At 62.0% G+C, this 13541-nt stretch carries 13 protein-coding genes; 12 read left to right on the top strand and 1 reads right to left on the bottom strand.

The window, feature by feature from the left end:
- Position 1 precedes the first annotated feature (1 nt).
- Complete coding sequence (locus tag SRB521_RS05240; protein WP_075704210.1) at positions 2–1378, top strand: sodium-dependent transporter; 1377 nt, start codon at positions 2–4, stop codon at positions 1376–1378.
- 79 nt (positions 1379–1457) lie between these two features.
- On the opposite strand, the gene SRB521_RS05245 is transcribed toward SRB521_RS05240, so the two are convergent.
- On the bottom strand, positions 1458–2069 hold the full coding sequence (locus SRB521_RS05245; RefSeq protein ID WP_116722414.1) for a hypothetical protein: 612 nt from the start codon (positions 2067–2069) through the stop codon (positions 1458–1460).
- Positions 2070–2249: 180 nt separating this feature from the next.
- Here SRB521_RS05245 and smc point away from each other — a divergent pair, with 180 nt between their 5' ends.
- From smc to SRB521_RS05300, 11 genes are all read left to right on the top strand, one after another.
- Positions 2250–5819, top strand: a complete 3570-nt coding sequence (gene smc, locus SRB521_RS05250; RefSeq protein WP_116722413.1) for a chromosome segregation protein SMC — start codon at positions 2250–2252, stop codon at positions 5817–5819.
- Between the two features lie 62 nt (positions 5820–5881).
- Positions 5882–6748 carry a signal recognition particle-docking protein FtsY gene (ftsY, locus tag SRB521_RS05255; RefSeq protein WP_075704207.1) on the top strand — a complete coding sequence of 289 codons (867 nt, stop codon included), beginning with the start codon at positions 5882–5884 and terminating at the stop codon, positions 6746–6748.
- Positions 6749–6770: 22 nt separating this feature from the next.
- Entirely contained in the window at positions 6771–6977 is a 207-nt protein-coding gene (locus tag SRB521_RS05260) for a hypothetical protein (protein WP_058118039.1), read from the top strand.
- A 41-nt stretch (positions 6978–7018) separates the two neighbouring features.
- Positions 7019–7735: a ribonuclease PH gene (gene rph / locus SRB521_RS05265; RefSeq protein ID WP_058118038.1), complete on the top strand. Its 717-nt coding sequence runs from the start codon at positions 7019–7021 to the stop codon at positions 7733–7735.
- A gap of 3 nt (positions 7736–7738) precedes the next feature.
- Positions 7739–8338: an XTP/dITP diphosphatase gene (locus SRB521_RS05270; protein ID WP_058118037.1), complete on the top strand. Its 600-nt coding sequence runs from the start codon at positions 7739–7741 to the stop codon at positions 8336–8338.
- Positions 8322–8627 (top strand): ribosome assembly RNA-binding protein YhbY, encoded by a 306-nt coding sequence (yhbY, locus tag SRB521_RS05275; protein ID WP_033117555.1) that lies wholly within the window; start codon positions 8322–8324, stop codon positions 8625–8627. The genes SRB521_RS05270 and yhbY overlap by 17 nt, the downstream gene beginning before the upstream one ends.
- Positions 8628–8659: 32 nt before the next feature.
- Positions 8660–9874 (top strand): bis(5'-nucleosyl)-tetraphosphatase (symmetrical) YqeK, encoded by a 1215-nt coding sequence (gene yqeK / locus SRB521_RS05280; RefSeq protein WP_116722412.1) that lies wholly within the window; start codon positions 8660–8662, stop codon positions 9872–9874.
- On the top strand, positions 9871–11361 hold the full coding sequence (locus SRB521_RS05285; RefSeq protein ID WP_075704204.1) for an LCP family protein: 1491 nt from the start codon (positions 9871–9873) through the stop codon (positions 11359–11361). Before yqeK ends, SRB521_RS05285 begins: the two co-directional genes overlap by 4 nt.
- A 25-nt stretch (positions 11362–11386) precedes the next feature.
- A complete protein-coding gene (gene rsfS, locus SRB521_RS05290; protein ID WP_033117525.1) occupies positions 11387–11746 on the top strand; it encodes a ribosome silencing factor in 360 nt (119 codons plus the stop codon).
- 121 nt (positions 11747–11867) lie between these two features.
- On the top strand, positions 11868–12347 hold the full coding sequence (locus SRB521_RS05295; protein ID WP_116722411.1) for an RNA polymerase sigma factor: 480 nt from the start codon (positions 11868–11870) through the stop codon (positions 12345–12347).
- Positions 12340–13368, top strand: a complete 1029-nt coding sequence (locus SRB521_RS05300) for a hypothetical protein (protein WP_116722410.1) — start codon at positions 12340–12342, stop codon at positions 13366–13368. Before SRB521_RS05295 ends, SRB521_RS05300 begins: the two co-directional genes overlap by 8 nt.
- Positions 13369–13541 lie beyond the last annotated feature (173 nt).

The raw sequence follows: 13541 nt of genomic DNA on the forward strand, positions 1-13541 counted from the left end.
ATTGGAGAGAGAGAAGTTTTCATCCCGGCTGGGGTTCATCCTCATTTCCGCCGGGTGCGCCATCGGCTTGGGCAACGTATGGCGCTTTCCCTACATCACCGGCAAATACGGCGGAGCGGCATTTGTGCTGGTCTATCTGGTGTTCCTGCTGATCCTGGGCCTGCCCATTATGGTCATGGAGTTTTCTGTGGGCCGGGCCAGCCAGAAGTCGGCGGCGCTGAGCTTCAACATTCTGGAGCCCAAGGGCGCCAAGTGGCACCTCTACCGCTATGGCGCCATGGCGGGCAACTATCTGCTCATGATGTTCTATACCACGGTGGGCGGCTGGATGTTCTCCTATGTCTGCAAAATGTTCCTGGGAGAGTTCAGCGGCCTGGACGCGGCGGGGGTGGAGACGGCTTTTTACGATATGCTGGCCCAGCCGGGGCCTATGATCGGATGGATGCTGGTCGTCACCTTCCTGGGATTTGGGATCTGCTCCCTGGGGCTGCAAAAAGGTGTGGAGCGCATCACCAAGGCGATGATGGTCTGTCTGCTGCTCCTGATGCTGGTCCTGGCGGTTCGCAGCGTTACGCTGCCGGGGGCTGTGGAGGGCCTCAAGTTCTACCTAGTGCCCGATTTCCATGACCTGGCATATGACACGGACGGCAGATTTATTCTGGGCGCGGCGATCTACGACGCCATGAGCCAGGCATTCTTCACCCTGAGCCTGGGCATCGGCGCCCTGGCCATCTTCGGCAGCTACATCGGCAAGGAGCGGTCCCTCACCGGAGAGGCCATCAGCATCAGTGTGCTGGATACCTTTGTGGCCCTCGTCGCGGGCCTGATCATCTTCCCCTCCTGCTTTGCCTTCGGCGTCAACCCCGGTCAGGGTGTGGGGCTGATCTTTGTCACGCTGCCCAACGTCTTCAACCAGATGCCGCTGGGCGGCGTATGGGGCGGGCTCTTTTTTCTGTTCATGTCCTTTGCGGCGCTGTCCACCATCATTGCGGTGTTTGAGAACATCGTCGCCTTTGCCATGGACCTAGGCTGGAGCCGGAAAAAGGCTATCGTGGTCAATGGGATCGCCCTGATCCTGCTGTCCCTGCCCTGTGTGCTGGGGTTCAACGTCTGGAGCGGATTCTCCACGCCCGTGGGCAATATTCAGGATCTGGAGGATTTTATCGTATCCAATAATCTGCTCCCCCTGGGCAGCTTGGTCTATCTGCTCTTCTGCACTTCCCGACGGGGTTGGGGGTGGAAACAATTCCTGGCGGAGGCGGATGCCGGGAAAGGGCTCAAATTCCCCAAGTGGTCGAGAGCTTATGTCACGTATGTCCTACCCTTCATTGTACTGGTGATCTTTGCTATGGGCTATTATCAGAAGTTCTTCCAATGAAAAACCGGGCGCACCGCATCAGCGGTGCGCCCGGTTTGCGCCGCGCCGGAGGTTCCGCCGGCTGGAGCGTTTTGCGCCCTTAAGACCCGGAGAGCTGGGTGAAGAAGCCCTCCATCTCGGTGAAGGCCTCCGCGCTGTCGGTGGGGGCAAAGAGCATCACGGTGATGAGATAGTCGCCGTCCTTGCGGACGTACTGCCGCTGGTAGGGAGTCTCCTGGCCCTCCATGGCCAGCGGAACCATCAGGTAGCGGCGGCCCGCCAGGGTCACGGTCTCCGTGCTCCCGACGGTATAGGAGGCGCCCTCGGCCTCCGCCCCCTTCTGGAGACCGGAGGTATAGTCGGTAGCGCTGGCACTGTAAGCGTTGACCAGGACCAGAACGCCTGCGCCGGTCTCCGGGTCCTTGGCGGAGAGCTCGTAGTGATAGATGGATTCCGGATGTTCACCGTTTCCGCCTTTCTGGAGGTCCAGGGCCTTGTCGGCAGCGGCGCTCATGTCGGCCAGTTGGTCGGCTCCCGAGGCCTCCCACCCCTCGGGCAAGGTAAAGCGCAGGTCCAGAAAGGCGCTGTCGTAGTGGTCTCCGCTCCAGGCGCCTGCGGTAAAGGGCATATCCGATGCGCCCTGTCCCGCGCAGCCAGAGAGCAGTCCAACCAGAATAGACAGAAGCAGTAGCGGTGCAATTCGTCTTTTCATTTCAGTCCTCCAAGCGTTGAATTCCCATGCGGTGTTCCGTACCGTGCGGATCAAGGGTATCATATCACAAAAACCACCTCTTTGAAACAGCAAATATCGGCGGGGAAAGGTTTGCAATGCGACGGCAAAATTGGTATAATATTTTAATTAACACAATGGGCTTATAGGGAGTGCGTGCTTTTGTATTTAAAGGCGCTGGAGATCCAGGGATTCAAATCCTTTCCGGATAAAACAGTGCTGACCTTTGACCACGATGTCACCGCCATCGTGGGGCCAAACGGCAGCGGAAAATCCAATATTTCCGACGCCATCCGCTGGGTGATGGGGGAGCAGTCCACCAAGGCGCTCCGGGGCGGCAAGATGGAGGACGTCATCTTCGGCGGCACCGCCAGGCGGAAGCAGCTGGGCTTTGCAGAGGTCTCTCTGGTGTTGGACAATACCGGGCATCTCTTCGACCGGGAGGAGAGCGAGGTCATGGTCACCCGGCGGTATTACCGTTCGGGGGAGAGCGAATACTACATCAACCGCCATGCCGTCCGGCTCAAGGATGTCAACGAGCTGTTTATGGACACGGGGCTGGGCCGGGAGGGCTACTCCATCATTGGACAGGGTAAGATCGATGAGATCCTGTCCGTCAAGAGCGCCGACCGCCGGGAGGTTTTTGAGGAGGCCGCCGGCATCTCCCGCTACCGTCACCGCAAGGAGGACGCTGAGAGGAAGCTGGAGCGCACCGAAGAGAATCTGGTGCGCATCAACGACAAGATCGACGAACTGGAGCTCCAGGTGGAGCCCCTGCGCGCTCAATCGGAGAAAGCAAAAAAGTACCTGATCCTCCGGGACGAGCTCCGGGGCCTGGAAATCTCCCTCTGGATGGAGCAGCTGGATAAGATCCGCGCCAATACCATCAAGATCACATCTGACTTTGAAAACGCCGTCCGCCAGAAGGAGGAGGCGCAGCACGAGGTGGAGTCCCTCTATGCGGCCGCGGAGGGATATGCGGCGCAGATGCGGGAAAAGGATATGGAGGCGGAGGGCCTTCGCTTCCAGATGCAGCAGCGGGAGGCCGACGCCAACGAGTGCGAGCGGGCCATCGCGGTACTCAAGTCCCAGATCCAGAGCAATCTGGAAAACGCGGACCGGGTGAAACGGGAACTGGAGGCCCAGGAGGGCCGGGCCGGGTCTATCTCGGCGCAGATCGCGGACCGCCGGGCGCGCCTGGACGAGATCTCCGCGCGGATGGTCGAGTTGAAAGCGGACCTGGAGGAGTCCGAGGCCCAGAGCAGGACGGAGAGCAAGAGTGCAGGCATCCTCCAGGCGGAGCTGGAGGCCCTGCGGGAAAAGGCGGCGGTGGAGAGCGCCTCCGCCGCGGAGGCCAAGGCGTTGCTCTCCGCGCTGGCCGCCGCCGCCCAGGAGCTGCTGGATCGGGATGAGGCCGTCCGGCAGGAACTCTCCGCCGGAGAGGCGAGGATCAGCCAGACCCATGCGGAGGGGGACGGCGTCCGGCGGGAACTGGAACAGGCCCGGGAGGACCGTAACGCGCTGCTGAATGTGATCAGCGGATACGCACTGCGGGTGGAGGCCCGTCAGAAAAAGGCCAAGTCGGCAGAGGAGCGGCATGTCAAACTCCAGATGGAGGAAAATGCCCTCTCCGCCCGTATCCATATGCTCACAGAGATGGAAAAGCTCTATGAGGGGTATTCCAAAGCGGTCAAGCTGGTGATGGGCGAGGCCGGGCGGGGGAGCCTTCGGGGCGTCCACGGTCCGGTGGCCGGGCTTGTCCATGTGCCGGACGCCTATACCGTGGCCATCGAGATCGCCCTCGGGGCGGCCATGCAGAATATTGTGGTGGAGCGCGAGGAGGACGGCAAAGCGGCGATCTCCTACCTGAAGCGGAGAGACGGGGGCCGATGCACGTTCCTCCCCCTTTCCTCCATCCGCCCCGGCGAGTTTCGGGACGCTGGCATGCGGGGGGAGCGCGGATTTGTGGGCATGGGAGATGAGCTGGTGAAGTTCGACCCCCGCTATCAGCGCGTCTTTTCCAATCTGCTGGGGCGGGTCGTGGTTACGGAGGACATGGACGCCGCCATCGCCATGGCACGGAAATACCACTATAGGTTCCGCATCGTCACACTGGACGGGCAGGTATTGAACCCGGGCGGCTCCATGACCGGCGGCTCCGCCTCCCGCAGTGCGGGGATCCTCAGCCGGGCCAATGAGCTGGAGCGGCTCAACACCCAGATCGAAGACATCCGCGGCCGCCTCGGAGAGGCGGCCCGGACACTGGAGGAAGCCCGCCGGGAGCACACCGCAGCCGCCTATGAGATGGAGACGGCGCAGGCCCAGCGCCGTGAGCTGGAGGACAGTATCCTCAAACTGGAGGAGCGTTTTCAGGGCTATCAAAAGTCCTATGCCGAGCTGGACGCCCAGCAGGCCGGACTTCGGGAGGAGCTGGCGCAGATCGAGGCCCGATCCCGCCAGACCGAGGCCGATACCCGGAACGCCCGCGCCAGGATCGAGGCGCTGGAGGGCGCGGCGGAGGCCCTGCGGACAGAGGCTGAGGGCAAGGCCGCCGGACAGGAGGAGAGCCGGGCGCGGATGGAGCGGGTGAATGCCCGTATTGCCCAGCTCAGGCTGGAGGTGGCCTCGCTGGAGGCCGAGCAGTCCGCCTCCGAGCAGGCGCTCCGGGAGCTGGAGGCGCTGTGCCGGGACATCACCGGAGACAGGGCCCAGCGGGAGACGCTGCTCACTGGGTACCAGGAGAAAAACGAGAGCCTGACCGCCCGGATCGGGGAGCAGGAGGCGCGTCTCCAGGAGATCCGGGGCGCCACTGAGAGCAAAAAAGAGGCCGTCGCCCGCCTCAGCGAAGAGAAGCTGGCTTTGGAGGCCCAGCGGAACCGGGCGGACCGGGAGAGCCGGGAGAAAAATGCCGCGCTTTTGAATCTGGAGCGGGAAGTCTCGGTGCTGGAGCAGAAGAAGGTTACCGCCGCCCTGGAGGAAAAGCAGATCCTGGACAAGCTGTGGGAGACCTATGAGCTCTCCCACGAGGCAGCCCGGGCCCAGCGCCTGGAGCTGGAGTCCACAGCCAAGGCACAGAAACGGGTCGGTGAGCTCAAACGCGCCATCTCGAGCCTGGGAAACATCAACCTGGACTCCATCGAGGAGTTCGAGCGGGTGAACGAGCGATACACCTATCTCACCGGACAGCGGGACGATGTGGCGCAGTCCAAGCGGGAGTTGGAGAAGGTCATCGCCGAGATCACAGGCGAGATGAAGACGATCTTCTCCCAGCAATTCGGCGTCATCAATACCGCCTTCGGGGAGACCTTTGCGGAGCTGTTTGGCGGCGGCAAGGCCACGTTGGAGCTGGACGATCCGGAGGACATCCTCAACTGCGGCATTGAGATCAGGGTCCAGCCGCCGGGCAAGGCGCTGAAGGTTCTCTCCCTGCTCTCGGGCGGAGAGAAAGCCTTTGTAGCCATTGCGCTCTACTTTGCGATTTTAAAGGTCCGCCCGACCCCCTTCTGCGTCATGGATGAGATCGAGGCTGCGCTGGACGACGCCAATGTCGCCCGCTTCGCCCGCTACCTGCGCGGCATGAGCGACCGGACCCAGTTCATCGTCATCACCCATCGCCGCGGGACCATGGAGGAGGCCGACGTCCTCTACGGCGTCACCATGCAGGAACAGGGGATCAGCCGGCTGCTGACCATCAATCTGAGCGATGTGGAGCGGGAGCTGAACCTGAAGTGACGGGGGAAATATCCGGTACTACCCCCATTGCGGGGAAAAATTAAACTAAAGGAAGGCAGAAAATGGGATTTTTTGATAAGATCAAAAAGCTGAACATTTTTTCCGGCTTTTCCGCCATTGACGACGATTTTTATGACGAGCTGGAGGAGACCCTCATTCTGTCCGATATGGGGATGGATACCACGCTCAAGGCGGTGGAGGAGCTCAAAAGCCGGGTCAAGGGCGAGAAAATCAAGGATGAGGAGGGCGTCCGCGCCTGCCTGCGCCGGGTCCTTCAGGATATGCTCGCCGTGGGCGACCAGGGCCTGAAGCTGGACACCAAACCCTCCGTGGTCCTCTTCATCGGTGTCAACGGGGTGGGAAAGACCACCACCATCGGCAAGCTGGGGGCCAGTCTGAAGGGGGAGGGGAAGAAGGTCCTCCTCTGCGCGGGGGACACCTTCCGGGCCGCCGCCGCGGAACAGCTCACCATCTGGGCACAGCGCTCCGGCGCGGAGATCGTCAAGCAGCATGAGGGAGCCGACCCTGCCGCCGTGGTCTTCGACGCGGTGAGCGCGGCCAAGGCGAGAAACACCGACGTGATCCTGGTAGATACCGCAGGACGGCTCCACAACAAGCAAAACCTGATGAATGAGCTCAACAAGATTTCCCGGGTGATTGACCGCGAGCTTCCCGGCTGTGCCCGTGAAACGCTGCTGGTGCTGGATGCCACCACCGGTCAGAACGGCCTTATCCAGGCCAAACAGTTCCGTGAGGCTGCGGGGGTCACCGGCATTGTACTCACCAAGCTGGACGGCACCGCCAAAGGCGGGATCACGGTGGCGATTGCCAACGAGCTGCAGATCCCGGTGAAATATATCGGCCTGGGAGAGGGTGTGGAGGACCTGCGTCCCTTTGACGCCGAGGCCTTCACCGAGGCGCTGGTATGAGAAAAGCGCCGGAGGTGTCTGTATGAACGGGACGGGACGTATGTTTGCCGCGGGCGTGATCGTGGCGGTTACCGGCACCGTCTATCTGACGGGAGCGAAGTGGATCTCCGGCCGAAGCGGGCGGGGCGGCGGACCCAAGCGCCGCCTGACGGTGGGCGACCTCCGGCGGCGGGGCGCCGTGCTCCTGGCGGTTGGAGCGCTGATCATCGCGGCGGCTTTTTTGCTGTGATCTGAACTTGAGAACAAAAAATTATATTGGGAGGAAACCACATGCCTCGTATCGACGGCAGAGCCTATGATGCGCTCCGCCCCATTGAGATCATTCCAAACGTCAATCGGTTTGCAGAGGGCTCCTGCCTCATCCGCTGCGGCAGCACCCATGTGCTGTGCACGGCTTCCGTGGAGGAGCGCACGCCGCCCCACGTCCCCGAGGGGGAGGGCTGGGTCACGGCGGAGTACTCCATGCTGCCCAGGGCCAACCGGGAGCGCTCCAAGCGGGACATCGCCAAGCTGAAGCTCTCCCCGCGCTCGGCAGAGATCCAGCGCCTGGTGGGCCGCGCCCTTCGGGCGGCGGTGGATATGCGGAAGCTGGGAGCGCGGACCATTACGGTGGACTGCGACGTGCTCCAGGGAGACGGCGGCACACGCACCGCCTCGGTGACCGGCGGCTTTGTGGCCCTCTCCTATGCCCTCCACAAGCTGGTGTCCGAAGGCGTTCTGCCGGAGATGCCGCTGAAGACCTGCGTAGCGGCCGTCTCCGCCGGTATCGTGGACGACCAGCCCATGCTGGACCTTTGCTATGAGGAGGATTCCTCCGCCCAAGTGGACCTCAACTGCGTGATGACGGGAGAGGGCGAGCTGGTGGAGCTCCAGGGTACCGGCGAGGGCCGGGCATTCACCATAGAAGAGCAGCGTGTGCTGGTGGACCTGTGCGCCAAGGGCATCCGGGAAGTGCAGGCCATCCAGCGGCAGGCGCTGGGAGGGTAAAGGATGAAAGTGGTACTAGCCAGTAAAAACCAGCATAAGCTGGTGGAAATGCGGGACATCCTGGCCGCCCAGGGCGTGGAGGTGGTCCTGGAGTCCGAGGTGGGCGCGGACGTGGAAGTGGAGGAGACGGGAACCACCTTTGAGGAAAACTCCCTGCTGAAGGCCAGGGCCGTCATGGAGTGCACCGGGCTCCCGTCCATTGCCGACGACTCGGGGCTTGTGGTGGACGCGCTGAACGGAGCGCCCGGCGTCTATTCCGCCCGCTACGGCGGTGAAGGACTGGACGATGTGGGACGTTACCGCCTTCTGCTGGAGAACATGAGGGGACAGCTGGACCGGACATGCAGGTTTGTCTCGGTCATTACACTGTGTATGCCCAACGGCGACGTGATCACCGCCCGCGGAGAGTGCCGGGGCACACTTGCCTACGCGCCGCAGGGGGAAAACGGCTTCGGGTACGACCCCGTTTTCTTTGTCCCGGAAAAAAAGAAGACCTTCGCCCAGCTCACCGGAGAGGAAAAGAACGCCATCTCCCATCGGGGGAATGCCCTGAAAGAATTTCAAATCAAATTGGAGCGTTATTTAAATGGATCTAACAAGTAAGCAGCGGGCCCAGCTTCGGGGGCTGGCCAATTCCATCGATACCATTGTCCACATCGGCAAGGACGGCCTGGGGGAGAATCTGGTCAAGCAGGCGGACGACGCACTGGAGGCCCGGGAGCTCATCAAATGCCGGGTGCTGGAGAACGCTATGCTCTCCCCCCGGGAGGCCGCCGACGCGCTGAGCAGGGCCACCCGTAGCGAGGTGGTCCAGGTCATTGGAACAAAATTCGTGCTGTATCGTCAAAGCCATAACAAGGACAAGAAGGACAGGATCGCCCTGGTGAAATAAACTCACAATGATCTGTCTGTGGAGGAATCTCTATGAAAATCGGCGTATACGGCGGCACCTTTGATCCGCCGCACCTGGGACACATGGAGGCTGCACGGGCCGCGGCGGAAGCGCTGGGGCTGGACAAGTTGCTGCTGATACCCGCGGCCGTGCCGCCCCACAAGGCTTTGCCGCCTGACGCGGTGGCGCCCCAGGCCAGACTCGCCATGGCAGCCATGGTGGCCGATGGGGTGAACCTGGAGCTGAAAAGCCCCGGGCTTGCCGAGGCCAGCGCCGCCGAGATGGACCGGACAGGGAAGAGCTATACGGCGGATACCCTGGCCCAGCTCCGGGAACGCTATCCCGAGGACGAGCTGTGGCTTTTGCTGGGCACCGACATGTTTCTCTCTCTCCAGACCTGGCGGGATCCGGAAAAGATCATATCCCTGGCCGGGATCGCTGCCTTTGACCGGACGGAGGCAGACAGCGGCGGGATGGAAGGGCAGGCCCGGCGGCTTCGGGAGCGGTATGGGGCCCGTGTGGCCCTGGTCCGGCTGCCCCGGGTGATGGAGATCTCCTCCACACAGGTGCGGGAGCTGTTGGTCCGCAACCGGGTGGAGGCCAGGGCGCTTCTGTGGTGCCAGGTCTACGGCTATATCCTGCGGGAGGGACTCTATGGCGTGAGCGCCGATTTGAAGCGCCTCTCTGACGACGATCTGCGCTGTGCGTCGCTCTCCATGGTGAAGGCCAAGCGCATCCCCCATATCCGGGGTTGTGAGGAGGAGGCGGTCCGGCTGGCGGAGCGGTGGGGAGCGGATGCCGGCCTGGCCCGGCGGGCGGGCATCCTCCACGACTGCACTAAGTATCTGGAGCTGGACGAGCAGCTGGCGCTGTGTGACCGGTATGGGATCGCACTGGACGAGCTGGAGCGGGTGGCGGTCAAGCTTCTCCACGCCAAGACCGGCGCGGCCATCGCACGGCACGTTTTTGGAGAGCCGGAGGCGGTCTGCATGGCCATCTACTGGCACACCACCGGAAAAGCGGATATGGACCTGCTGTCTAAGGTGCTGTATCTGGCCGACTACATTGAGCCCTCCCGGGCCGACTTTCCGGGCCTTTCAAAGCTTCGGAAGCTGGCCTATGAGGATCTGGACGCTGCCCTTCTGCTGGGCTGCGAGCTGACCATCGAGGATATGGAGGAACGGGGGATGCCCGTCCATACCAATACCCTCCAGGCACGTGACTATCTGAAAGGACGAAACCGATGAACCCAGAGAAAGAGCATAAAAAAGGCGGCAGCCGCCTCCAGAAAAGCACCGAGAAACCGGAGAAGCAGAAAAAGCCGCGTGTGCCGCTGACGTCCCGACAGAAAGCCCTGCGGGTGGTCTATATCGTTGTCACAGTCATTGCGGCGATCATTGTGACGGCGTTTGCGGCATCCCGCCTCCTGTTTGTCAAGCCGAACGTCCCCACCACGCAGAACCGCCCCAAGCCGCCGGTCGCCAGCGGGGAGCCGATCTCCTCCGACGCGCCGGAGATCAACGACAGCGGGCGGAAAGAAGATTTCTTCACCTTTCTCATCATTGGGCGGGACACGGGCGGCGGCGGGAACACCGACACGGTGATGCTGGTGGCCTACGATGTGCCCAATCAGAAGCTGAGCGTCATGAACATTCCCCGTGACACCATGGTCAACGTCTCCTGGGACATCAAGCGCATCAACTCCGTCTATAACGTATACGGGGGAGGAGACGAGGGCATCCAGGCGCTCTTCGACGAGGTGAGCCAGCTGGTGGGCTTTATCCCCGACTTTTCCGTAGTGGTGGAGTGGGAGGCCGTGGGCGAGATGGCGGAGGCCATTGGCGGCGTGGACTTTGAGGTCCCCGTCAACATGAATTACGACGATCCGACCCAGGACCTGCATATCCATATCTCCAAGGGGATGCAGCATCTGGATGGGGAGGGCGTGATGAAGGTCCTCCGGTTCCGGGACGGCAACAACAACACCGGATACGTAAACGGAGACATCGGCCGTATCGAGACCCAGCAGAAGTTGCTCAAAGCCATTGTGGAGAAGCTGCTGACAAAGGTAACAGAGCCCTCCACCATCCTGAATTTGGCGGGTGTGTTCACAGAGAACGTGACCACAGATCTCACCGTACAGAATATCTTCTGGTTTGGGCAGCAGGCCGTACTGGGGAAGCCGCCCCTGAGCATTGACAATGTGAACTTTGTCACCATGCCCTGCACCAACAAGAGCGTGTGGAGCCGCAGTTTTGCGGGAAAGAGCTACCAGTTCCAGTCCTATGTGGTGCCCAACACCGAAGAGCTGGTATCCGTGGTGAACGAGTATTTCAACCCCTATCTGGAAGATCTGGACGATAAAGATCTGGATATTATGTATGTCAACAGCGACGGGACCATCGGCTCCAGCACCGGCGTGCTGGAGGATACCAGGCATAACTCGGCCTGGGCCGCTTATAAGAGCACACCCAAGGAGACGCCCACGCCGGAGGTGAGCGAGACCCCTGAGCTCCCTGAGAGCACGGAAACACCGGCTCCCGGCGTCACGCCGGACCCGGGCGCCACCTCCGCTCCACCTGGCGGAGGCGGCGGAGAGACCACGGCACCCACGGCGACACCGTCCGTCGGGCTGGAGGGGCCCACCGACGACGAGCCAGCGGCGCCTGAGCCCACGCCTACGCCTGATTCCGGGGCGGAGAGCGGGCCCCCTGAGGGGATCCCCATCATTTGAAATTTCAGATAAGGAGCGAACGCCTATGACGCCCAAAGAAATGGCATTGGTCCTCGCGGAAGCGCTGGACAGCAAAAAGGGACAGGACATCAAGGTCCTGGAGACCGGAGCCCTCACCACCCTGGCGGACTATTTCGTCATCTGTACCGCCACCTCCACCACGCAGGTGAAGGCACTGGCGGATGAGTGCGAAAAGGTCATGAAGGAGCGGGGCGAGGCGCCCCACCACATAGAGGGCCACCGGGGCGGCACTTGGGTGCTGCTGGACTTCTCCAGCGTTGTGGTCCACCTGTTTATGGATGAGGCCCGGCAGTTCTACGATCTGGAGCGGCTGTGGAAGGATGCCGTGGATGTGGACCTGAGCGATATCCTCAAGCCCAACTGAGGCGAAAGAAGAGCGGATCGGCGCGGCGGTGCTTACCGGGCGGAGATCCGCTCTTTTTTTGTCACCTTTTGGCCGGCTGATCCGTGTCATAATTAGAGAAGGGCAAGAGGGGGGATGGAAGATGGACAGGGAAGAGGCGGAACAGCTGGCACGTCGGTTTGCCCCGTCGGTGTACCGGCTGGCCTATGCCAGAACAGGGCACAGAGCGGACGCCGAGGACGTGATGCAGGAGGTGTTCCTCCGGTTGATGCCCGCCGCCCCGGATTTCCGGGATGATGAGCACGCCAAGGCCTGGCTTCTGCGGGTGGCGGCCAACTGCGCGGGGGATCTGTTCCGCTCTGCCTTGCGAAGGAGGGCGCGTCCGCTGGAGGAGGCTCAGGGCCTGACACAGCCTGGGCAGGAGATGAGCGGTGTACTGGAGGCGGTGATAACCCTACCGTCCAACTATCGGATTCCACTCCACCTGTTTTATTATGAGGGCTACTTCGTGGCGGAGATCGCCAGACTGTTGGGGAAAAGCGAGGATGTGATCCGCACTCGGCTCCACCGGGGCAGGGGAATGCTGCGGAGAGGGCTGGAAGGAGACGAGGAGCATGTTTGAAGAGGAATACAGAAAGGAGATGGAAGCTGTGGGACCGGATCGGGAACAGATGGAGCGGCTGCTGGCGGCCATGGAGCAAAAGGGACGCCGGCCTAGGCCCCTTCGGCGGACCATACTACTGGTGGCAGCGGCCTGCGCCGCAATGGTGATGACGGTGGTGGCCTCGGCTCCGACGCTGCGGGATACCCTGGAGGAATTCCTGGGGGGCTTTGCGCCCTATGCGCAGCCTGTGGAGGCGGCGGCCTGCACCGCGAACGGGATTGAGATCAAAGTGATTTCCGCCATGGCAGACAGGGCCAGGGTCAAGGTCTATGCGCAGGCCCGGGACGTAACAGGGCAGAACAGGCTGAGAGCCGACATGGATGTGTGGGGGGGCGTCGAACGGCCGGAAGAGGACGGAAAGGGGGAGCAGGAGGGGAATTCCCGCACAATGGGCGGCAAGTGCGTCGGATTCGACCCGGAGAGCGGTACGGCCCTGCTGGAGTTTGGAACGTGGGGGACCTACTTCAGTGCTGCGGCGGACGGCGGGCTGGAGGGGATGGAGCTGCTGGTTCTGGGCATATATCCGGACGGATTAGGCCGGGGGAAGATAGGGGAGGACCACTGGCGGATTCCTCTGGACATCAAGATCCTCTCCAGTCGGGAGGTCGCGCTCTCAGACATGATCGGCACGGTCCGGCTGCGTACGCTTTACCTGTCCCCGCTGGGACCCTCCATTCTCTTTGAGCAGGAGGTGGAGTCTCTGCTCCAGTACAGTCCCCTGGCAGTCTATTTGTCTGATGGAACGGTCCTGTTCCCACGGTGGGAGGGCGGCGGCGGCTTCGGACTGAAAGGCGATCACTGGACGATAGCTCCCCGCGGATTGGATTGTTGGACCTTTGAGGCACCGGTGGACCTGGAGGACGTGACCGGCATCTCCCTGTCCTACTGGTACCTCCCCATGTGCGGCGATGCCGTGGGAGAGGGACGCTGGCTCTCTGAACTGCCCCGCCAGACGGAGCCGGGCAGCCAGACCCCGTAATGTCTCCGCAAATGGACGGGCGGCGCGGGAGACTTGACACGATTACGCCAAGGTGATAATATACTGAGGACATAGGAAAAAACGGCGCGAGGAACGGAAAGAGTAGCGCGGGGGGAGTCATACCGGGCAGAGAGGGAACGCCACCGGCTGAAAGCGGTCCCACGGGAGCCCTG

It is taken from the genome of Intestinimonas butyriciproducens, assembly GCF_004154955.1.
Taxonomy (GTDB): domain Bacteria; phylum Bacillota; class Clostridia; order Oscillospirales; family Oscillospiraceae; genus Intestinimonas; species Intestinimonas butyriciproducens.